General features: G+C 70.1%; 21 protein-coding genes. 10 read left to right on the top strand and 11 right to left on the bottom strand.

Going from position 1 to position 19,679, the window contains the following annotated elements; translation table 11 throughout:
* The first annotated feature begins 14 nt into the window (after window positions 1-14).
* The 4 genes from H9Y04_RS28440 (at window position 15) to H9Y04_RS28425 (ending at window position 3,143) form a co-directional block, all read left to right on the top strand.
* A complete protein-coding gene (locus tag H9Y04_RS28440; protein ID WP_187816918.1) occupies window positions 15-1,355 on the top strand; it encodes an MFS transporter in 1,341 nt (446 codons plus the stop codon).
* A gap of 187 nt (window positions 1,356-1,542) precedes the next feature.
* Window positions 1,543-2,136, top strand: a complete 594-nt coding sequence (gene thpR, locus H9Y04_RS28435) for an RNA 2',3'-cyclic phosphodiesterase (RefSeq protein WP_308801133.1) — start codon at window positions 1,543-1,545, stop codon at window positions 2,134-2,136.
* A 477-nt stretch (window positions 2,137-2,613) separates the two neighbouring features.
* Entirely contained in the window at window positions 2,614-2,889 is a 276-nt protein-coding gene (locus H9Y04_RS28430) for a type II toxin-antitoxin system Phd/YefM family antitoxin (protein ID WP_187817086.1), read from the top strand.
* Window positions 2,886-3,143, top strand: coding sequence for a Txe/YoeB family addiction module toxin (locus tag H9Y04_RS28425; protein WP_187816917.1), 258 nt, complete (start codon window positions 2,886-2,888; stop codon window positions 3,141-3,143). The genes H9Y04_RS28430 and H9Y04_RS28425 overlap by 4 nt, the downstream gene beginning before the upstream one ends.
* A gap of 49 nt (window positions 3,144-3,192) precedes the next feature.
* On the opposite strand, the gene H9Y04_RS28420 is transcribed toward H9Y04_RS28425, so the two are convergent.
* Together H9Y04_RS28420 and H9Y04_RS28415 are read right to left on the bottom strand one after the other, a co-directional pair.
* Window positions 3,193-4,182 carry an aldo/keto reductase gene (locus H9Y04_RS28420; RefSeq protein WP_187816916.1) on the bottom strand — a complete coding sequence of 330 codons (990 nt, stop codon included), beginning with the start codon at window positions 4,180-4,182 and terminating at the stop codon, window positions 3,193-3,195.
* A gap of 29 nt (window positions 4,183-4,211) precedes the next feature.
* The gene (locus H9Y04_RS28415; RefSeq protein ID WP_187816915.1) at window positions 4,212-4,910 is read right to left on the bottom strand and encodes an NUDIX domain-containing protein; all 699 of its coding nucleotides are present in this window, start codon (window positions 4,908-4,910) and stop codon (window positions 4,212-4,214) included.
* Between the two features lie 47 nt (window positions 4,911-4,957).
* On the opposite strand from H9Y04_RS28415, the gene H9Y04_RS28410 reads away from it, so the two are divergent.
* Entirely contained in the window at window positions 4,958-5,716 is a 759-nt protein-coding gene (locus H9Y04_RS28410; protein ID WP_187816914.1) for a DeoR/GlpR family DNA-binding transcription regulator, read from the top strand.
* Between the two features lie 10 nt (window positions 5,717-5,726).
* Here H9Y04_RS28410 and H9Y04_RS28405 read toward each other — a convergent pair whose 3' ends face one another.
* Together H9Y04_RS28405 and H9Y04_RS28400 are read right to left on the bottom strand one after the other, a co-directional pair.
* A complete protein-coding gene (locus tag H9Y04_RS28405) occupies window positions 5,727-7,055 on the bottom strand; it encodes a sensor histidine kinase (RefSeq protein WP_308801132.1) in 1,329 nt (442 codons plus the stop codon).
* Entirely contained in the window at window positions 7,052-7,720 is a 669-nt protein-coding gene (locus H9Y04_RS28400) for a response regulator transcription factor (RefSeq protein WP_187816913.1), read from the bottom strand. Before H9Y04_RS28400 ends, H9Y04_RS28405 begins: the two co-directional genes overlap by 4 nt.
* A gap of 131 nt (window positions 7,721-7,851) precedes the next feature.
* On the opposite strand from H9Y04_RS28400, the gene H9Y04_RS28395 reads away from it, so the two are divergent.
* On the top strand, window positions 7,852-9,297 hold the full coding sequence (locus H9Y04_RS28395; RefSeq protein WP_187816912.1) for an ABC transporter permease: 1,446 nt from the start codon (window positions 7,852-7,854) through the stop codon (window positions 9,295-9,297).
* Between the two features lies 1 nt (window position 9,298).
* Window positions 9,299-9,964, top strand: coding sequence for an ABC transporter ATP-binding protein (locus H9Y04_RS28390; protein ID WP_187816911.1), 666 nt, complete (start codon window positions 9,299-9,301; stop codon window positions 9,962-9,964).
* A gap of 293 nt (window positions 9,965-10,257) precedes the next feature.
* Here H9Y04_RS28390 and H9Y04_RS28385 read toward each other — a convergent pair whose 3' ends face one another.
* The gene (locus H9Y04_RS28385; protein WP_187816910.1) at window positions 10,258-10,935 is read right to left on the bottom strand and encodes a GDSL-type esterase/lipase family protein; all 678 of its coding nucleotides are present in this window, start codon (window positions 10,933-10,935) and stop codon (window positions 10,258-10,260) included.
* Between the two features lie 84 nt (window positions 10,936-11,019).
* On the opposite strand from H9Y04_RS28385, the gene H9Y04_RS28380 reads away from it, so the two are divergent.
* Window positions 11,020-12,000, top strand: coding sequence for a TolB-like translocation protein (locus tag H9Y04_RS28380; RefSeq protein ID WP_187816909.1), 981 nt, complete (start codon window positions 11,020-11,022; stop codon window positions 11,998-12,000).
* Here the strand turns inward: H9Y04_RS28380 and H9Y04_RS28375 are convergent, their stop codons facing one another.
* Both H9Y04_RS28375 and H9Y04_RS28370 read right to left on the bottom strand, forming a co-directional pair.
* A complete protein-coding gene (locus H9Y04_RS28375) occupies window positions 12,001-12,411 on the bottom strand; it encodes a PPOX class F420-dependent oxidoreductase (protein WP_187816908.1) in 411 nt (136 codons plus the stop codon).
* A gap of 32 nt (window positions 12,412-12,443) precedes the next feature.
* Complete coding sequence (locus tag H9Y04_RS28370; RefSeq protein ID WP_187816907.1) at window positions 12,444-13,247, bottom strand: TetR/AcrR family transcriptional regulator; 804 nt, start codon at window positions 13,245-13,247, stop codon at window positions 12,444-12,446.
* 110 nt (window positions 13,248-13,357) lie between these two features.
* Here H9Y04_RS28370 and H9Y04_RS28365 point away from each other — a divergent pair, with 110 nt between their 5' ends.
* A complete protein-coding gene (locus H9Y04_RS28365; RefSeq protein WP_187816906.1) occupies window positions 13,358-14,338 on the top strand; it encodes an ATP-binding cassette domain-containing protein in 981 nt (326 codons plus the stop codon).
* Window positions 14,335-15,192 (top strand): ABC transporter permease, encoded by an 858-nt coding sequence (locus H9Y04_RS28360; protein ID WP_187816905.1) that lies wholly within the window; start codon window positions 14,335-14,337, stop codon window positions 15,190-15,192. Before H9Y04_RS28365 ends, H9Y04_RS28360 begins: the two co-directional genes overlap by 4 nt.
* Window positions 15,193-15,251: 59 nt before the next feature.
* Here H9Y04_RS28360 and H9Y04_RS28355 read toward each other — a convergent pair whose 3' ends face one another.
* From H9Y04_RS28355 to H9Y04_RS28340, 4 genes are all read right to left on the bottom strand, one after another.
* Entirely contained in the window at window positions 15,252-15,869 is a 618-nt protein-coding gene (locus H9Y04_RS28355) for a class F sortase (RefSeq protein ID WP_187816904.1), read from the bottom strand.
* Window positions 15,862-16,980, bottom strand: coding sequence for a hypothetical protein (locus H9Y04_RS28350; protein ID WP_187816903.1), 1,119 nt, complete (start codon window positions 16,978-16,980; stop codon window positions 15,862-15,864). The genes H9Y04_RS28355 and H9Y04_RS28350 overlap by 8 nt, the downstream gene beginning before the upstream one ends.
* A gap of 340 nt (window positions 16,981-17,320) precedes the next feature.
* Window positions 17,321-18,439: a phosphoserine transaminase gene (serC, locus tag H9Y04_RS28345; RefSeq protein ID WP_187816902.1), complete on the bottom strand. Its 1,119-nt coding sequence runs from the start codon at window positions 18,437-18,439 to the stop codon at window positions 17,321-17,323.
* 175 nt (window positions 18,440-18,614) lie between these two features.
* Entirely contained in the window at window positions 18,615-19,580 is a 966-nt protein-coding gene (locus H9Y04_RS28340; RefSeq protein WP_187816901.1) for an EamA family transporter, read from the bottom strand.
* Between the last annotated feature and the right edge of the window lie 99 nt (window positions 19,581-19,679).

Raw genomic sequence — 19,679 nt, 5'->3', positions numbered from 1 at the left:
GGAGGCGAGCCCTTTTGAGTACGGGATCCGGAGCAGACTCCGCCCCCGCACCGACCACCCACTACTCCACCGCACCCACCAAGCCGTCGACCTTCTCCTCCCTGAAGATCCGTAACTACCGGCTCTTCTTCACCGGACAGGTCGTCTCGAACACCGGCACCTGGATGCAGCGCATCGCCCAGGACTGGCTGGTGCTCAGCCTCACCGGCTCCGCCATGGCCGTCGGCATCACCACGGCGCTGCAGTTCCTGCCCATGCTGCTCTTCGGCCTGTACGGCGGCGTCCTCGTGGACCGGCTGCCGAAGCGGCCCCTGCTCTTCTTCACGCAGTCCGCGATGGGCCTCACCGGCCTCGCGCTCGCGGTCCTGACGCTCACCGGACACGTTCAGGTGTGGCACGTCTACCTGACGGCGTTCGTGATGGGTCTGGTCACGGTCGTCGACAACCCCGCGCGGCAGACCTTCGTCTCCGAGATGGTCGGCAAGGACCAGCTCGCGAACGCGGTCAGCCTGAACTCCGCCAACTTCCAGTCCGCTCGCCTGATCGGACCCGCGGTGGCCGGTGTCGCGATCGCGGCTGTCGGCAGCGGCTACGCGTTCCTCTTCAACGGACTGTCCTTCATCGCGCCGCTGGCCTCGCTCGCCCTGATGCGCACGTCCGAGCTGCACAAGGTCGTCACGACGCCGCGCGCCAAGGGCCAGCTCAAGGAAGGGCTTCGGTACGTGGCCGGGCGGCCCGAGCTGGTCTGGCCGATCGTGCTCGTCGGGTTCATCGGCACGTTCGGGTTCAACTTCCCGATCTGGCTGTCGGCCTTCGTGGACGATGTCTTCCATGCCGGCGCGGGCACGTACGGCATGCTCAACTCCCTGATGGCGGCCGGTTCGCTGGCCGGCGCGCTGCTCGCGGCCCGCCGGGGCACGGCCCGGCTGCGTGTCCTGGTCGGGGCGGCGATGGCCTTCGGGCTGCTCGAGGTCGTGGCGGCTCTGGCGCCCTCGTTCTGGCTCTTCGCCGCGCTGCTCGTGCCGCTCGGCATGTTCGGCCTCACGGTCAACGTGACCGCGAACTCCTCGGTCCAGATGGCCACGGATCCGGTGATGCGGGGGCGGGTCATGGCGCTGTTCATGATGGTGTTCACCGGCGGTACGCCGGTGGGTGCGCCTCTGGTCGGCTGGGTCACGGACACGTACGGCGTGCGTGTGGGCATGGCCTCGGCCGGTCTCGTAGCCCTCGCCGCCGCGACGGCGATCGGGGTGGTCCTCGCCCGGGTCGGTGACCTTCGGCTGCGGCTCGGGTGGCATCGCGGGCATCCGCATGTGCGGTTCGTTCCGCGGGAACAGATGGCTGCGGCTGCGTAGTTTTTCGTACGGGGTGGGGGTGGGCGGATCGTTGCCGGGTGCGGGCCGTTGCGCCTGCGGCGGGCCTTTCCCCCGCCCCGCCCCTTCCCGAAACCGGGGCTGCGCCCCGGACCCCCCACGCGGCGGAGCCGCACAATGTCACAGCCGAGCTTCGCTCGGATCTGCTCAAGCGCCGCAGGGGCTGATAGTGAGACTGTTCGTAGCAGTGTTGCCGCCGGAGGCCGCCGTCGCCGAACTGGCGGAAGTCACCCGGGAGTTGAAAGCCCTTCCCGGAGCCGACAAGTTGCGGTGGACCGAGCCCGCCGGGTGGCACTTCACGCTCGCGTTCCTGGACGAGGTGCCGGACACGGTCAGGCCCGACCTGGAGGAGCGGCTGCGGCGGGCCGCCCGGCGCACCGCGCCCTTCGAGCTGCAGCTGTACCGCAGCGGGCGGTTCGGGCAGCGGGCGCTGTGGGCCGGGGCGCGTGGCGAAGTGGCCACGTTGCGGCGGCTCGCCGAGCGGGCGTATGCCGCCGGCAGCAAGGCGGGGCTCGCGATGGAGGACACCCACCGGTTCGTGCCGCATCTCACGCTCGCCCGCAGTGGGGCCGGGCGGCGGCAGACCCATCCGCCGTTGGTGGATCTGGTGCCGTACGCCGCTGAGCTGGACGGTTTCGCGGGTACGCCCTGGACCGTCACGGACCTGAGCCTCGTCCGCAGCGTGCTTCCCGTGAGCGGGGTGGCGGGGGAGCGGCCGCGCTACGAAGAGGTCGGGCGCTGGCCGCTGCTGGGGAACGGCTAACCTCGACGTGTGGACCCGAAGACCAGGAACCGGATCATGGCCGGTGTGCTCGTGCTGATGTTCGCCGTGATCGCGGTGGCGGCGGCGGTCGGCTGACCCGTCGCTCCGCGGCCCTGGCTGCGTGTGGTCGGCTTCGTCGCGGTCTGCGGGCGCGTTGCGCCTGCGGCGGGCTGATTTCCCCTACCCGCCCCTTCCCGCTGTATCGATTTGCGGCTCCGCCGCGGGCGTGGGCTGCGCCCCCGGACCCCCGGTGGGTGGGCCTCTTTGGGGCTGCGCCCCTTGCCCCCTTGTCGCGCCTGAACGGCGCTTGTCCTCAAACGCCGGACGGGCTGGAGTTGGACGCTCCGTCCAGCGCACCCAGCGCACCCAGCGCACCCAGCGCACCCAGCGCGCGGTGTCGCCCTCTTCGCTACCTGTACCGCTTTTCGGTACCAGTGCGGTACGAGGTTTCGGTACGTCGAGGAGAGGGTGGCCGAGATGTCCATAAGCGCCAGCGAGGCCCGGGCGACCCTGTTTCCGCTCATCGAGCGGGTCAACACGGATCGCGCGCCGGTGCGCATCACTTCCAAGAACGGTGACGCCGTTCTCATGTCCGCCGACGACTACGACTCCTGGCAGGAGACCGTCTACCTCCTGCGTTCGCCCGCCAATGCCAAGCGTTTGATGGAGGCTGTGGCCCGTGACCGCGAGGGCTCATCCGTTGTGGCGAGGACGGTGGATGAACTGCGCGAGCTGGCCGGAGGCGAGGAGTGAGGAGCGTTCACTTCGACCCGGATGCCTGGGAGGACTTCCAGTACTGGCTGGCTTCGGACAGGAAGATGGCGCGCCGGATCGTCCGCTTGATCGCCGAGATTCAGCGGGACCCGTTCACGGGGATCGGGAAGCCCGAGCCCTTGAAGGGTGACCTTTCGGGTTACTGGTCCAGGCGGATCGACGACGAGCATCGGCTTGTCCACCGGGCGGACGACAAGGAAGTGAAGGTCCTCAAGGCGCGCTATCGCTACTGATCCGGAGGGGTGCGCCCCGACCGTTGGCCGTGGCGCACCCGCCCCGGGCCTACCAGGCAAACGCCTCCGGCGACGGCCCCGTGCCCGGGAAGATCTCGTCCAGGGACGAGAGGAGTTCGGGCGAGAGCTCCAGCTCAAGGGCGCTCAACGCCGACGTGAGCTGTTCCGCCGTGCGCGGGCCCACGATCGGACCGGTGACGCCAGGCCGCGTGAGCAGCCAGGCCAGCGCCACCTCGCCCGGAGCCAGACCGTGCTTGTCCAGGAGGTCCTCGTACGACTGGATCTGCCCGCGGATCGTGGAGTCGGCGAGCGCCTCGGCCGAGCGGCCGGAAGCGCGACGGCCCGACGTGGCCTCCTTCTTCAGGACGCCGCCGAGCAGACCACCGTGCAGCGGCGACCACGGGATGACCCCGAGCCCGTACTCCTGCGCCGCCGGAATGACCTCCATCTCGGCACGCCGCTCCGCGAGGTTGTACAGGCACTGCTCGCTGACCAGGCCGACCATCCCGCGCCGCGCCGCGACCTCGTTGGCCTGGGCGATCTTCCAGCCGGGGAAGTTGGACGACCCGGCGTACAGGATCTTGCCCTGCTGGATCAGGACCTCGATCGCCTGCCAGATCTCGTCGACCGGAGTGGACCGGTCCACGTGGTGGAACTGGTAGATGTCGATGTAGTCCGTCTGCAGCCGCTTCAGCGAAGCGTCCACCGCGCGGCGGATGTTGAGCGCCGAGAGCTTGTGGTGGTTGGGCCAGGTGTCGCCGTCGCCGGCCATGTTCCCGTACACCTTCGTGGCCAGGACGGTCTTGTCCCGGCGCCCGCCGCCCTGGGCGAACCAGGTGCCGATGATCTGCTCCGTACGGCCCTTGTTCTCGCCCCAGCCGTACACATTGGCGGTGTCGAAGTAGTTGATGCCCGCGTCGAGCGCGGCGTCCATGATCGCGTGACTGTCGGATTCATCCGTCTGCGGACCGAAGTTCATCGTGCCGAGGACGAGGCGGCTGACTTCGAGTCCTGTGCGTCCGAGCTGCGTGTACTTCATGGTGATTCACCCAACGCCTTCGAGTGCGCTCAAGGCAAGAGCGCCTGCGGCGGCGACGCGAACGGCCCCTCCAGGGCGGCCCATTGGAGCAGCATGATCGTCTTGCCGTCCGCGATCCGCCCGTCGCGGATCATGGCGAGGGCCGTGGTGAAGGGGAGTTCGAGGACCTCGATGTCCTCGCCGTCCTCCTCCAGGCCGCCGCCCGCGCCCGTGCGGTCGGCCGGCGTGTACGGGCCGGCGAAGAGGTGCAGGCGCTCGGTGACGGAGCCCGGGCTCATGTACGCGTCGAAGACGTGGGTGAGCGGGCCGAGTTCGACGCCCAGCTCCTCGGCGCTCTCGCGGCGCACCGCGGTCAGCGGGTCGTCGGCGTCCAGGAGCCCGGCGGCCGCCTCGATGAGCATCCCGTCCGGGTGGTCGTTGACGTAGGCGGGGTAGCGGAACTGGCGGGTCAGGAGCACACAGCCGCGGGTGAGGTCGTACGGCAGCACGACGGCGCCGTTGCCCCGGTCGTACGTCTCGCGTGCCTGGGTCTCCCAGCGCCCGTCGCAGCGCCGGTAGTCGAAGGTCGTACGGCGCAGGACGTGCCAGCCCCGCGAGGTGAGCTCGACGTCGCGGACCACGACGTCCGGGTTACGGTCCAGGTCGCGTCCCGCCCGGTCGAGGCCGGTGCGGCCGCGGTGGTCGGGGAGGTCGATGCCCGGGAGGCGTGTTTCGTCTGTAGCGTGCATGGAGCTAAACTACATGCAGAAACGTGCAAGAACAGGAGAGAGTGCGCATGCTGGCTGCCGAACGGCGCGACCATCTGCTCGGGCTGCTCGCCCGCGAGGGAAAGATCGTCGCCAAGGAGGTCGCCGCCGACCTGGGCCTCTCCGAGGACAGCGTCCGCCGTGACCTGCGCGATCTCGCCGCGGAAGGGCTGTGCCAGCGGGTCTACGGCGGAGCGCTGCCGGTGTCGCCGGCCGTCGTCGACTACGGCGCCCGCCAGTCGGTGGCCCCGGACGGCAAGCGGAAGGTCGCCACCGTGGCCGCGGGTCTCGTACGGGCGGGCGGTTCGGTGATCCTCGACGGGGGCACGACCGCGTTCGCCGTGGCCCGGGCCCTTCCCAAGGACCTCGACTGCACCGTGATCACGCACAGCCCGACCATCGTCGCGGCCCTCATCGACCATCCGCGCGCGGAGCTCTTCCTGCTCGGCGGGCGGATCTTCAAGCACTCGGCGGTGGCCTGCGGGGCCGCCGCGGTGGAGGCGGCGCAGAACGTGTCCGCCGACCTGTGTCTGCTCGGGGTCACCGGCGTGCACCCCGAGGCGGGCCTGACCACCGGGGACGCGGAGGAGGCGGCGATGAAGCGGGCCCTGTCGGCGCGGGCGGCGGACACCTACGTGCTCGCGTCCTCCGAGAAGCTCGGCACCGCCTCGCAGTTCCGCGTCCTGCCCTGGGAGAAGGCCAGCGGTCTGATCACCGACGCGGACCGCGAGGACGCGGTGGTGCGGGAGCTCGTCGGGCTGGGCGTGGAGATCCTGAGCGCCGGCTGAAGCGCCGTGCTCAGCAAGGGAGTTCGACGCGTACGGTCAGGCCGCCCGCCGGATTCGCGTACGCGTCGAGCGTGCCGTGGTGTGCGGCGGTGACCGCCTGCACGATGGCGAGTCCCAGGCCGTGACCGCCGCCCTCGCCCGCGACCCGGGCCTGCGCGCGGTAGAACGGCTCGAAGAGGCGGGTGAGCTGGACGTCGGTGAGCCGGGGTCCGGTGTTGGTGACTTCGAGGACGGCGGTGTCCTCGGTGTCCTTGCGGCGTCCGTCCTTGTGGCGCGTGTCCGGGTGGCGCGTGCCCTTGTGACGCCCGTCGTGGCCGGCCCGGGTGGTACGGCGCCCGTCGTGGCCGCTCGCGCCCGTACGGTGGCTGAGCAGGATCTCGACCGAGCCGCCCGGCTCATTGTGGGTGAGCGCGTTGTCGAGCAGGTTCGCGGTCAACTGCTTTAGCAGCGTGGCGTTCCCGGGCACGGAGATGCCCGGCTCGACACCGGACGCGAGCGCGATCCGGTGCGCGGCCGCGCGGCCGGCCCGTTCGCCGACCGCCGCCGACACCAGCTCCGAGAGGTCGACCGGCGCCGCGTCGAACACCGCGTTCTGCGCGCTCGCCAGGTCGAGCAGCGCGTGCACGATCCGGATCCCGCGCTCGTTGGTCTCGCGCAGCATGGGGAGCAGCTCGGCCAGCTCCTCGCGCGAAGGCGCGTCGCCCGCGACCTGGAGGGCGGCGCGGGTGGTGGCCAGCGGGGTGAGCAGTTCGTGCGAGGCGTTGGCGGCGAAGCGCTGATGGGCGGTGAAGGACTCCTCCAGGCGGTCGAGCATCTCGTCGAAGGTGTCGGCGAGCCGGTGGAGTTCGTCGGGCGGTCCGGTCGCGGCGATCCGGTCGCCGAGGTTGCCGTCCGCGGCTTTGCGGGCCGCTTCGTCGATGGTGCCGAGCGGGGCGAGCAGCCGCTTGGAGAGGAACCAGCCCGCGCCGAGCCCGAGCGCGCCCACGAGCAGGACACCGCAGGCCGACACGGCAAGGACGGTGTTCCAGACGTCCTCCTTGCTGCTGATGTCCGGATGTTCGCCGCTCGCCGGCAGCCGCCGGCCCGGGGCCACGTCGACGGTCGAGGGGTCGACGACCACGGTCTCCGAGAAGCCGTACGTCGGCAGGAAGCGCATCCCCACGTAGATGACGGCGACCATCAGCGCGGCGCAGGCGGCCAGCGCGCAGGCGAAGCCGAGGAAGAGGCGGGCGTGGATGCTCAGCGGCGGCAGCCGCAGGCGGCGGGCGTTCGCCGAGGGGCCCGGCCGAGGTGGACGCGGGCTCGCCGAGGGGCCCGGCTCAGGTGGACGCGGGCTCACCGCGGGGCCTGCCCCAGGTAGTAGCCCGCGCTGATCGCCGTGTGTACGAGCTGCGGTTCGCCCAGCTTCTTGCGGAGGGTGTGGACGACGAGACGTACGGCGTTGGTGAACGGGTCGGTGTGCGCGTCCCAGGCCTTGTCGAGGAGGTACTCGGCGCTCAGGACACCGCCGTCCGCGCGCATCAGGAGCTCCAGTACGGCGAGCTCCTTCGGCGTCAGCCTCACCTCGGTGCCCGCCCGCGTGACCCGCCTGCGGTGGGTGTCGAAGGCGAGGTCGGCGAAGGTGAGGACGGGGGAGTGGGTCATGGGGCTGCGGCGGTACAACGCCCGCAGCCGCGCGACGAGTTCGGGGAAGTCGAAGGGCTTGGCCAGATAGTCGTCGGCGCCGAGCCCCAGGCCCGCCACCTTGTCGTCGAGCCGGCCCGCGGCCGTGAGCATCAGGATCCGGCAGCCCAGATCCATGGCGACGATCCGGCGGCAGACCTCGTCGCCGTGCACGCCCGGCAGATCGCGGTCGAGGACCACCGCGTCGTAGTCGTACACCGTGACGCTCTCCAGGGCGCTGTCGCCGTCGTGCACCACGTCGACGGCGATGGCCTCGCGCCGCAGGCCCAGCTCCAGGACGCGGGCCATGTACGGCTCGTCCTCCACCACCAGCACCCGCACGCCGTGCCCTTTCCGCTGAATACCGGATTCCACTGTCTGATACGTCCTATCAGACCCGGTATTTGACCGGTGTATGAGAAGCCCGGCCGCACAAACACGGTTCAAAGGGCCGGCTTCCTAGCGTGAGGGCCATGAATTTGTTCAAGCGGGCCTGGTGGCGACTGTGGGCGCATCCGGGCAAGACGGCTCTGCTCACCGGACTCTTCACGGTGATCTGCACCCTTGTCCTGTCCGGATTCCTCATCCAGTCGGCCGCGGCGCGCGCCGCGGAATCCGCCAAGCGCAGCGTCGGTGTCGTGGCCACGATGCAGCTCGACCTCAACGCGCTGATCGCTTCGGGCGGCGGCTCCGAGAACGACGGCGCACAGCCCGGGGTCATCGGACCCGGCGGTGACCTGCGGCGCAGCCTCGTGGACAAGATCTGTGCGTCCTCGGCCGTGGCGCGCTGCAACTACACCGCCGAGTCGGTCGGCCGCCCGGGCGACGACCGGAAGCTGTACCAGCCGGTGCCGCCGCCCGCCGGTCAGGACGCGGAAGGCACGGACTTCCTGAAGGCCGACGGCGTACGGGAGTTGAGCGAGGTGTCCGCGTTCCGCAATGGCGACGCGAAACTGACGGCGGGCAGCGGAATCACCAAGGACTCGAAGGCGGACGAGGTCGTCATCGAGGAGCGGCTCGCCGAGGCGAACAAGCTGAAGGTCGGCGACACCTTCACCATGAAGGAGGGGAACTTCCCGCCGCCCGGCGAGAAACGCGACGACACCGATATCCCGTACAAGGTCATCGGCATCTACAAGAGCGGCACCGCCGACTCCGGCAGCTATGTGCCCGCGATGATGGATCCGGCGAACCAGATCTATCTGACCACCGACGGGGTGAGCCGGCTCGACGGCAGGAAGGTCGCCAAGGACGGCGGCGTCGTCAAGCAGGCCACGTTCACGCTCAACGACCCCGAGCAGCTGGGGCAGTTGAAGAAGGACGCGAAGGCGGCGGGCGCGGATCCGGAGATCTTCCCGCTCAGTGTCAACGACAAGCAGTACAAGACACTCGTCGGTCCCATCGACAAGACCGCGGGCTTCGCCACCGTCACCGTCTGGCTGGTCGCCGTGGCCGGCACCGTGATCCTGGCGCTGATCATCGCGTCCGCGCTGCGGGAACGCCGTAAGGAACTGGGCATCCTGCTCTCGCTCGGCGAGAGGAAGCCACGGCTGCTCGGCCAGCATCTCGTCGAGGTCGTGGCCTGCGCGGTGATCGCGGTCGGACTCGCCGCCGCCTGCAGCCAGTTCGTGTCCCAGGCGGTCGGTGACCGGCTCCTCGCGGGCGAGGTGTCCTCGGCGAAGCAGGACGCGGCCGACGACGGGCCTCGGCAGGACCTCAGCAATCCGATGGGCGCCGGCGCACCGCCCGAGCAGACCCCCGAGGTCGAACCCATCGACTCCATGGACATCCGGACCGGCCCCGCCGACCTCGCCAAGGTGGGCGCCACCGGCCTCGGCATCGCGGCCCTCGCCACGCTCGTGCCCGGCGCACGGATTCTTCGGCTCAACCCGCGCGACATCCTCACGAAGGGCGACTGACGTGACCACTCCGGTTCTTGAACTGACCGGCCTGACCCGCTCGTACGAGAGCGGCAACCGGCGCCGTACGGTCCTCAAGGGCGTCGACCACGCCTTCGAGGCGGGCCGTATGTACGCGATCGTCGGCCCCTCCGGCAGCGGCAAGTCCACGCTGCTCTCGCTCGCGAGCGGTCTGGACTCCCCGACGGCGGGCACGGTCCGCTTCCGCGGCGAGGACATCGCGGAGCTCGGCCTCGGCCGCTACCGCAACCGGCATGCGGCCACCGTGTTCCAGTCCCTGAACCTGCTCACGTACATGACGGCCGTCCAGAACATCACCTCCGCGATGGAGATCACCGGCGTCAAGGGCCCGCGCAGGAAGCGCGCCGTCGAACTCCTCGATCTCCTCGGCGTGGAGCGGCAGGACCAGCACCGCCGCACCCTGCAGCTCTCCGGCGGCCAGCAGCAGCGCGTGGCCATCGCGCGAGCGCTGGCCTGCGAGGTGGACGTCCTGTTCGCCGACGAGCCGACGGGAGCGCTCGACCAGGAGACGGCCGCCGGGATCATCGAGGTGTTCCGAAAGCTCGCGCACGACGACGGCAAGTGCGTGATCGTGGTGACGCATTCGCGCGAGGTCGCGAACGCCTCCGATGAAGTGCTCCAGCTCAAGCGGGGGCGGCTGACCTAGGCCCTGATCCGGGAGAGGCCCCTAGGGCGTCTCTTTCGGATCTTGCCGGGGGCGCGGGGTCTGGCACGCACATCTGCGGCGTTGTCGTCGGTCTTCCCCAAGCTCTCGGCTTCGCTCGAACAGGGGAGGCCCCATTCGCTCCGCGTCGACTCCCTCCTCCGCCTGTCAGTAGTGGGGTCTCCCCTGCTCGGACGGAGCGCAGCGCAGTTGAGAGCTTGGGGAAGCACCAGACCCCGCGTCGGCAGCCGTCGAAGGCGACGCTTCCGTGGCCGGCAAGATCCAAAAGAGACGCCCTAGCCCTGCGCGTAGGGCGCCCCCAGCTCCCACGCCTGATGCATGGCGTCCGCGAAGGCCGCCGCCAGCTTGTGTTCGCCGCTCGTGTTCGGGTGTGTGCCGTCGTAGGTGTCGTGATGGATCTCGTACGCGGCCGGGGGCGAGGCGAGCAGCAGCGGGGAGCGGTCCGTGTCGAGGTCGGCGACGGCCTTGGCGAGCAGCTCGTTGAACCGGGCCACCTCGAGCGCGAAGCCCGGGTCGTCCTGGGCGCGGGTGTTGGGGATGACCGGGAGGAGCACGGCGGCCACGTCCGGGTTGGCGGCGCGGGCCTCGGCGATGAAGGTGCGGGCGTTGGCCGCGGTCTTCTCGGCGTCGGTGTAGAAGCCCAGGTCGATCAGGCCGAGGGAGACGAGGAGCAGATCGGCGCGCGTGGCCCGGACGGTCTCGCCGATCAGCGGCGCCATGTGCAGCCAGCCCTCGCCCCAGCCCGCGAGATGCTCCTGCGGGAAGTCGGGGTCCGCGTACTCGTACGAGACGGGGGCGTCGGCGGCCTTGTCGTACAGGGCGGTCCGCGGGCCGACGATCTTGAACGGGGCGCCGTAGGAGGTGCGCAGATGCTGCCACATCCGATAGCGCCAGGTGTGCTCGCCGGCGCTGCCGATGGTCATCGAGTCGCCGACGAATAGGAGCCTGAGCATCCGCTCATCATCGCGGATCACGAGGACCGCCGCGCTGTGAGGCTGCCCACCTCGAAGGCCCGTCCGGCCACGTACGGTGGCCCCATGCGTCTGCTTCTCGGTGCGGCGGTCACGGCCGCTCTCGTCCTGGGTCCGGTCTCCGCCGCGCGCGCGGACAACGAGGGCTTCACGATCGAGGATCCCCGGATCACCGAGTCCAGCGGTCTCGTCGCGAGCAAGAAGCACCCGGGCGTCTACTGGACGCACAACGACAGCGACGACGGATCGCACCTCTACGCCGTGGACAGCAAGTCCGGCAGGACGGTCGCCCGCGTCACGATGCAGGGCGTGGGCCAGGCGCGGGACGTCGAGGGCATCTCGATCGGCCCCGACGGTGATCTCTACGTGGGCGACATCGGCGACAACCTCGGCGGCACCTGGGACCACGTGTGGATCTACCGGCTGCCCGAGCCGGACAGGCTGGGCGACCAGACCGTCAAGGCCACGCAGTACGACGTCACGTATGCCGACGGTGCCCGTGACGCCGAGGCGATCATGGTGCACCCGAAGACCGGCCGGGTGTACATCGCCGACAAGCAGCGCGACGAGAACGGCGGCCTCTACGAGGGCCCCGCCGAACTGCGGCCCGGCAAGGGCAATGTGTTCACGCGGATCGGCGACATCGATCTGTGGACCACGGACGGCGCGTTCTCGCCGGACGGCGGCAAGCTCGTCCTGCGCAGCTACTTCGGGGCGCAGGCGTATGACTGGAAGGACGGCCGGATCCGGGGCGAGGGCGAGCGCGTGGACGTGCCCCTGCAGCGGCAGGGCGAGTCGGTGGCCTACTCGCCCGACGGCACGAAGCTGATGTACGGCAGCGAGGGCTCGGGCAGCCAGGTGGAGCCCGTCGACGCACCGGACGCGCCCAAGTCGCCCGGGGGCGGCGGCGGTTCGGGCAGTGACCGGGCGTCGGACGACGCAGGGGCGGACGGCGATGGCACCGACTTCACGTCCGGCGCCATCGCCGTGGCCGCGGTCCTGCTCCTCGTCTTCGGCCTGAAGGGCCTGCTCCGCAAGAAGAGCTGATCATTCGCCGAGCAGCCGCACCTCGTAGTGCAGCGTCCGGTACTTCCTCAGCCGGTGGAAGACCGGCACGAACACCCCTTGCAGAATGCGGTGCTTGCGCTGCAGCAGCTTCGCCGCGCGCCGCGCCTCCTCGCTCCCCGCGTCGAGCAGCCGCACCCGAGCCTTGAACGGCGGCCCGGTGGGCACCCCGCGCGCGGTGGACGGGGAGATCTCCACCTCGGGGTTGTTCCGCATCCGCTTGGCCTTCCAGGCCTTGTCGTACGTACGGATGTAGGCGTGGTCGCCGTCGACCGCGATGTTGACCGGTGTGCCCACCGCCGTGCCGTCCCGTTTGTACGTGGTGAGCAGGATGTTGCGCTGCTTCACGAACGGGGCGAGCCCGGGGGCCGGGGTCTCACTGGCAGAAGTCATGCCTTTCATGCATGCACGGAACGGGGGCTCTGTCACGCCCCCGCGTCGGCCACGTCGGCACGCCCGGCGTCGGACGCCCCGCGCGCCTCCACCAGTGCCGCGAAACCGTCGACGAGCCGCGCGAGACCGAACTCGAAGTGGTCGAACTCGTAGCTGAAGGTGTCCTCGGACAGCGAGGCCATCTGCGGGAACTCGCCGCTGAGCATGGCCCGTTCGAGGAAGGGACGCTGGCTGCCCCAGAACTCCTCGTCGCTCAGACCGGTCTCCTTGACCGCTTCCAAGGTGTCGGCCTCGGTCCGTGCGTGACCCGTCACCCAGTTCGTCACGGCGATGATCACCGAGAGGAGTTCGGGGTCGGAGAGCCCCATGGTGCGCAGCGGGGCGATCACCACCTCCATGCTGCGGAGGGCGCTGGGGCCGAGCACCGTACGCCCCGTGTTGACCTTGAGCAGCCAGGGGTGGGCGCGGTACAGGGCGAGCTGTCCGCGGGCCATGCCCTCGACGCAGGCGCGCCAGTTCCCGGGGATGTCCGCGCCCTTGGGCACCGCCTCGCCCTGCACCCGGTCCAGCATCAGATCGAGCAGCTCGGCCTTGCCCGGCACGTACCGGTAGAGCGACATCGTGCCGGTGCCGAGCTCGGTGGAGAGCCGGCGCATCGAGACCGCCGCGATCCCCTCGCGGTCCGCGAGCTCGACCGCCGCCGTCACGATCCGGTCGAGCGTCAGGGCCGGCTTCGGGCCGCGTGTGGCCCGCTCCCCGGTCCCCCACAACAGGTCGAGGCTGCGCCGGATATCGCCGCTGCCGCTGGTGGTCGTGGCGCTGTCCTTGCTGCTCATGGGCTCACCCTATGCCCTCTCCGTCCGCCCTCGCCGAATAACTGAGTACGCTGTACTCGAATTAGGGTACGGTGTACTCAGATGACTGGCGAGACCCCGGGAGGGACCCAGTGGAAACCCATGCGGTGCGGGCGGAAGGCCTGCAGAAGAGGTACGGCGAGAAGCGCGCCCTGGACGGCTTCGACCTGACCGTCCGCCGCGGCACCGTGCACGGGCTGCTCGGCCCGAACGGCGCGGGCAAGACCACCGCGGTGCGCGCCCTTGCCACCCTGCTCGGGCTGGACGGCGGCCGCGCCGAGGTGGCGGGCGTCGACGTCCGCAAGGACCCCCGTGGCGTACGGGCGAGGATCGGCCTCGCGGGGCAGTACGCGGCGGTGGACGAGATGCTCAGCGGGCGGCAGAACCTGGAGATGTTCGGCCGGCTCTTTCACCTCGGCGGGCGCCGCGCGAAGCTGCGCGCGGCCGAACTCTTGGAGCGGTTCGACCTGGTGGACGCCGCCGCCAAGAGCGTCGGCGACTACAGCGGCGGTATGCGCCGCCGGCTCGACCTCGCCGCGTCGATGATCCTCGCGCCCGAGGTGCTCTTCCTGGACGAGCCGACGACGGGCCTCGACCCGCGCGGGCGGGGTGAAGTCTGGGCGGCGGTAAGGGCGTTGGTCGAGGGCGGCACCACCGTGCTCCTGACCACGCAGTACCTCGAGGAGGCGGACCGGCTGGCCTCCCGCATCACCGTGATCGACCAGGGCCGGGCGATCGCCGACGACACCCCCGCCGCGCTCAAGAGCGCCGTCGGCGGCGACCGGATCGAGGTGGTCGTCGCGGAGGAGTCCGAACTCGTCTCGGCGCTCGCGGTCGTGGCCCGGGTCTGCGAGGGAGAACCGTCCGTGGACCGCGCCGAACGCCGCGTCCACGCGGCGGTGAGCGACCGGGTCGCCGCCCTGACCGATGTGGCAAGGACCTTGCAGGACCAGGGAGTTCAGGTGGAGGACATCGGCCTGCGCAGGCCGAGCCTCGACGATGTGTTCCTGCGGCTCACCGGGCACCGTACGGATTCCGCAGAGCCCGCCGAGGCAGAGGCGGTGGCGGCATGAGCGCCGAACTGACGGCGGCCGGACCGGTCGACCTGAGCGTCGAATCCGGCGGACAGCGCCGCCTCTACTGGGCCGTGTCCGACTCCTGGAACGTGGTCCGCCGCACCCTCACCCACTACCGGCGCCAGCCCGTCCTGATCGTCTGGCAGCTGGGCTTCCCGATCGTCTCGGTGCTGCTCTACGCGTATGTGTTCGGCGGCGCGATGGAAGTGCCCGGCAGCGAACCCGGCGCCACCTACCGGGACTTCCTGATGCCCGGCATGTTCGTGATGACCATGGCCTTCGGTCTGATGAACACCGCGACCAGCGTGGTGCACGACGCCACCAAGGGCGTCATCGACCGCTTCCGCTCCATGCCGATGGCCCCGTCCGCGGTGGTCGGCGGGCGCGCGGTCACCGATCTCCTGGTGGCCTGCGCCGAGTTGACGATCCTGGCGCTCACCGCCCTCGCGATGGGCTGGCGCCCGGACGGCGAACCGCTCGCCATGGTCGGTGCCTTCGGGCTGATCCTGCTGCTGCGGTTCTGCCTGATCTGGGCGGGCGTGTGGCTGGGGCTCCTGGTGCCGAGCCCCGAGGCGGCCGGCGGCCTCTACGCCCTGATCTTCCCCGTCACCATGATCTCCAGCATCTTCGTGGCGCCCTCGACGATGCCGGGCTGGCTGGGCACGGTGGCGGCCTGGAACCCGATCTCCTCGACCGGTGCCGCGGCCCGTGAGCTGTTCGGCTATCCCGTGGCCTCGGACGGCAGCTGGATCCAGGAGCACGCCGTGCTGATGGCGGCCCTCTGGCCGCTGGTGCTCACGGCGGTGTTCCTGCCGCTGGCGGTGCGCAGGTTCCAGCGGCTCAGCCGTTGATACGCGTGTGGGGCGCCCTTCTTGCCGAAGGGCGCCCCACCACACGTGGATCAGGCTGATCAGGCTGTTTCCTCACCGGTGAGATGCGCGAACACCACGACGTTCGAGTCCCAGTGGCGGTCCTTGGTGAGGTCGCCGCCACAGGTGATCAGGCGGAGCTCCGCCTTGTCCGTCTTCCCGTAGACCTTCTGCGTCGGGAAGTCGGCCTTCTTGTAGGTCTCGACGTCGTCGACCTTGAAGACGGCCGTGGTGCCGTCCTCGCGACGGATGTCGATCTCCGCGTTCTTCTTGAGTTCCTTGAGGTTGTAGAAGACGGCCTTCTCGACCTGGGGCGTGTCCATGTGGCCGGCGATCGCCGCCGCGCCCTTCTCGCCCGGGGTCGGTCCGTCCTTGTACCAGCTGGCCTCCATCGGCTTGTCGAACGGCGGCGTCTGCATCGCGCCGCTGTTGTCGAGACCGACGGTGTCGAGGTTGGCGTCCACCTTGATCGAGGGGATCGCGATGTGGTCGGGCACCGAGGGCTGCAGCACGGACGCGGGCGTCACATGGGCCGCGTTCTGCGCGCTGTCGGCGGAGTCCTTGGCCCCCGCGGAACAGCCCGCGGCGGCGGCGACGGAGAGCGCCGCCACCACAGCGAACGTGGCCGCACGGGTGCGGCGGGTGCGGATCTCAGCCATTGCGGACGTCGACCCAGGCGGGGGCCATACCGGTGTTCACGGAACCGTGCGGGGTCTTGTGGTCCGACGGGTTCACGGGCTTGACGGCGCCGTTCTTGGTGACGGTGAAGCCGGTCTTGGCGCCGGTGCTGGAGTTGACGTCGTAGCGGCCGAGCTTCACGTCGGCCACGGTCGCCGTGCCGTGCCACTTGCCGTCCTTGCCGAGGGTCAGCGAGACCTTGCCGCCGAAGGCGGTCGAGTCCACGGTGACGTTGCTCTTCGGGTTGATGGACGGGGCGTTGACGGTGAGGGCGACCTTGTCGCCCGCCTTGCCGGAGCCCGGGTTCACGGCCACGGAGGACTGGCCGGGCTTCGGGGTCGGGTTGTCGTTGCCCTGCGTGCCGAACTTGGCGGTGTCGACCAGCGTGGAGCCGACGTAGCCCTTGACGCTGTAGTAGCCGTCCTTGACGTTGCTCGCGACGGTCGCGGTGCCGTGCCAGGTGCCCTTGGCCGACTTGTCCTGGACGAGGTTCACCTTGCCGCCGAACGCGTCGGACTGGACGTACGCGTCGCCCTTGAGGTCACCGGACTTGATGGTGATGCCGACCTTGTCGCCCACCTTGCCGCCGTCCGTGGACAGGGACATGGAGGCCTTGGACGGCTCGGGGGTGGGCTTGCCGCCGTCGGTGTTGACCAGGAACGTCGCGGAGCCCTGCGCGCCGGTGTCGCCGTAGTTCACGGTGACCGTCAGGTGGGCCGTGCCGATGCCGTAGCCGGACTTGACCGTGCCGGTGCCTTCGTACGTACCGGTGCCGATCTTCTTGAAGCTGATGCCGTTCAGGGCGTCGGAGGAGCCGGTGACCTTCGCGTCACCGGAGGTCTCGACCTGGACCTTGACCTGCTCGCCGGCCTTGTAGCCGGTCGGGTCCTTCGGGGTGGAGACGACCGCGACGTCCGCCTTGGCCAAGCCCTCGGAGTCCTTCGACGGCGTGGCGGAAGCCGAGGGGGACGGGGAAGCCGTCGCCGAGACCGAGGGGGACGGAGACGCGTCCGCGGCGAACGCGGTCGCCGGAGCGGCGATGGCCAGCGAGGCGGCGACTGCGATCGCCGAAACGGTGAATGCCTTGCGCATGGGTGAACCTCCTTGCAGGGCCGGGGATTTGTTCCCCGGTGCACTGTTCATGAGGTTCATCCTGGGTGTGCGGGTTCCGGCGCGCACGTCCCTGACCTGGGGTCTTCGCCGAAAGACCCGCGCTCCGACGGGCCGCCGAGCTGCGGGCTTTCCCCAACCCTTGGGGTGCGCTTTGCCCAGGTATTAGGGACCAAAGTCCTGTGCTTTTCGTGTGCCGTGCATAAGCGTCTTTGGGAAGCCTTAATGAATGCAACACGACCGCAACAAAGCGCTCATGAAAAAGGCGAAGGCCGGCACTCGGTGAGTGCCGGCCTTCGCCTGAATACGGCGGCGGTATCCGCTACAGCTTCTCGATCACGTAGTCGATGCAGGCCGTCAGGGCCTGGACGTCCGCCGGGTCGATCGCCGGGAACATCGCGATCCGCAGCTGGTTGCGGCCCAGCTTGCGGTACGGCTCGGTGTCGACGATGCCGTTGGCGCGGAGCACCTTGGCGATCGCGGCCGCGTCCACGTCGTCGTTGAAGTCGATCGTGCCGATGACCTGCGAGCGCTTGGCCGCGTCCGTGACGAACGGGGTGGCGAACTTGGACTCCTCGGCCCAGCCGTACAGGCGGTCCGAGCTGTCCTTCGTACGCGCGGTCGACCAGGCGAGACCGCCCTGCCCGTTGATCCAGTCCAGCTGCTCGGCGAGCAGGAAGAGCGTGGCGAGCGCGGGGGTGTTGTACGTCTGGTTCTTGCGGGAGTTGTCGATCGCCGTCGGCAGCGAGAAGAACTCCGGTACGTGCCGGCCGCTCGCGTGGATGCGCTCGGCGCGCTCGATCGCGGCGGGCGAGAACACGCCGATCCACAGGCCGCCGTCGGAGGCGAAGGACTTCTGCGGGGCGAAGTAGTAGACGTCGGTCTCGGTGATGTCCACCGGGAGGCCGCCCGCGCCGGACGTGGCGTCCACGAGGACGAGCGAGCCCTCGTCGGCGCCCTGCACGCGCTTGATCGGGGCGGCGACACCGGTCGAGGTCTCGTTGTGCGTGTACGCGTACACGTCCACGCCCGCCTCGGCCTGCGGCTCCGGGTGCGTGCCCGGCTCGCTCGCGATCACGGTGGGCTCGGCCAGCCAGGGCGCGAGCTTCGCGGCCTTGGCGAACTTGGAGGAGAACTCGCCGAAGTTGAGGTGCTGCGACTTGTTGTCGATCAGACCGTGGGTCGCGACGTCCCAGAAGGCGGTGGAGCCGCCGTTGCCCAGGATCACCTCGTAACCCTCGGGGAGCTGGAACAGGTTGCTCACACCGTCGCGCACGCGCCCGACCAGGTTCTTCACCGGGGCCTGGCGATGGGAGGTGCCGAGCAGGGAGGTGCCGGTGGCGGCCAGAGCGTCGAGCGCTTCCGTACGCACCTTGGAGGGGCCCGCGCCGAAACGGCCGTCGGCGGGCTTGATGTCATTCGGGATCTGGATCTCAGCCACGGCGCGAGCCTAGCGGCTCGTTGTCCCGCGTTGTCGGTTGGTCCATCCCGCGAGATGGTTGCTCCGCCGCTCCGCGGCGGTGGGTTGTTCTGGGGGCTGACGCCCCCAAGCCCCCGCTGGGCTGACGCCCCCAAGCCCCCGCTGGGCTGACGCCCCTGGGCGCCCCGGCCTCGCCCTACAGAGACGCCGACCGCGCCTGGGTTCGCACGGCCCCCATGCTCGCCACGATCACCAGCGCGATCGCGATCGCGTCCGTGACCGACAGCCCCTGGTGGAGGACGAAGAAGCCCGCCGCCGTCGCGAGCGCCGGCTCAAGACTCATCATGATCGCGAACGTCGACGCGGGAAGGCGCCGCAGCGCGAACAGTTCGAGCGTGTACGGCAGCACGGAGGACAGCACCGCGACCCCGAGCCCGAGCAGCATCGTGCTCGGCACGAGCAGCTTCGAGCCGGCCTCGGCGATACCGAGCGGCAGGCTGAACACGGCCGCCACACCCATCGCGAGCGCGAGCCCGTCGGCCGAGGGGAAGCGCCGCCCGGTCTTCGAGCTGAAGATGATGTACGCCGCCCACATCGCACCCGCCGCGAGCGCGAACGCCGCACCGACGAGATCGAGCGAGCCGAGGCCGCCCGCGCCGCCGAGCAGGAAGACACCGATGAGGGCGAGGCCCGCCCACACCGCGTTGACTGCGCGCCGTGAGGCGATCACGGAGAGCGCGAGCGGTCCGAGCACTTCGAGGGTGACCGCGATGCCGAGCGGGATACGGTCCGCGGCCTGGTAGAAGAGCGTGTTCATCGCGCCCATCGCCAGGCCGAACGCGACCACCGTGCCCCAGTCCGTACGCGAGTGCCCGCGCAGCTTGGGGCGGCAGACGAGCAGGAGCACCAGCGCGGAGGCCACCAGGCGCAGCGTGACCACACCGATCGCACCGGCGCGGGGCATCAGCATCACCGCGATCGCGGCGCCGAACTGCACGGAGAACCCGGCCGCGAGCACCAGGCCGATGGCGCCGACCGACCCCTGGCCGCCCCGCTTGCGGAGCCGGCCGAGCGCGCCGAGCGCCTCGGGTTCGGTGACGGCCGCTCCGGCGGCGACTGCGCGGTCGGCGACCTGGCTCTCGGTCCCCGGGTGTGCGGTCACGGTGCGCTCCCTGTCGGCTACAGTGCATCATCCTAAACTCGTGCGTCCAATGTACTGCACTCTGTCAGGCCTGTTCCACCACTTTGCGGCTGACGGGAT

Source organism: Streptomyces polyasparticus (assembly GCF_014493765.1).
GTDB classification, from domain to species: Bacteria; Actinomycetota; Actinomycetes; order Streptomycetales; family Streptomycetaceae; genus Streptomyces; species Streptomyces polyasparticus.
This window is presented reverse-complemented; position numbering and strand designations above follow the sequence as displayed.

Excerpts from the sequence above, each read along its gene's own strand:
- H9Y04_RS28360 (WP_187816905.1), top strand. The coding sequence starts at position 14,335 with ATGAGCGCCGAACTGACGGCGGCCGGACCGGTCGACCTGAGCGTCGAA.
- H9Y04_RS28350 (WP_187816903.1), bottom strand. The coding sequence starts at position 16,980 with ATGCGCAAGGCATTCACCGTTTCGGCGATCGCAGTCGCCGCCTCGCTG.
- H9Y04_RS28370 (WP_187816907.1), bottom strand. The coding sequence starts at position 13,247 with ATGAGCAGCAAGGACAGCGCCACGACCACCAGCGGCAGCGGCGATATC.
- H9Y04_RS28355 (WP_187816904.1), bottom strand. The coding sequence starts at position 15,869 with ATGGCTGAGATCCGCACCCGCCGCACCCGTGCGGCCACGTTCGCTGTG.
- H9Y04_RS28410 (WP_187816914.1), top strand. The coding sequence starts at position 4,958 with ATGCTGGCTGCCGAACGGCGCGACCATCTGCTCGGGCTGCTCGCCCGC.
- H9Y04_RS28430 (WP_187817086.1), top strand. The coding sequence starts at position 2,614 with ATGTCCATAAGCGCCAGCGAGGCCCGGGCGACCCTGTTTCCGCTCATC.
- H9Y04_RS28375 (WP_187816908.1), bottom strand. The coding sequence starts at position 12,411 with ATGACTTCTGCCAGTGAGACCCCGGCCCCCGGGCTCGCCCCGTTCGTG.
- H9Y04_RS28420 (WP_187816916.1), bottom strand. The coding sequence starts at position 4,182 with ATGAAGTACACGCAGCTCGGACGCACAGGACTCGAAGTCAGCCGCCTC.
- H9Y04_RS28395 (WP_187816912.1), top strand. The coding sequence starts at position 7,852 with ATGAATTTGTTCAAGCGGGCCTGGTGGCGACTGTGGGCGCATCCGGGC.
- H9Y04_RS28380 (WP_187816909.1), top strand. The coding sequence starts at position 11,020 with ATGCGTCTGCTTCTCGGTGCGGCGGTCACGGCCGCTCTCGTCCTGGGT.
- H9Y04_RS28415 (WP_187816915.1), bottom strand. The coding sequence starts at position 4,910 with ATGCACGCTACAGACGAAACACGCCTCCCGGGCATCGACCTCCCCGAC.
- H9Y04_RS28385 (WP_187816910.1), bottom strand. The coding sequence starts at position 10,935 with ATGCTCAGGCTCCTATTCGTCGGCGACTCGATGACCATCGGCAGCGCC.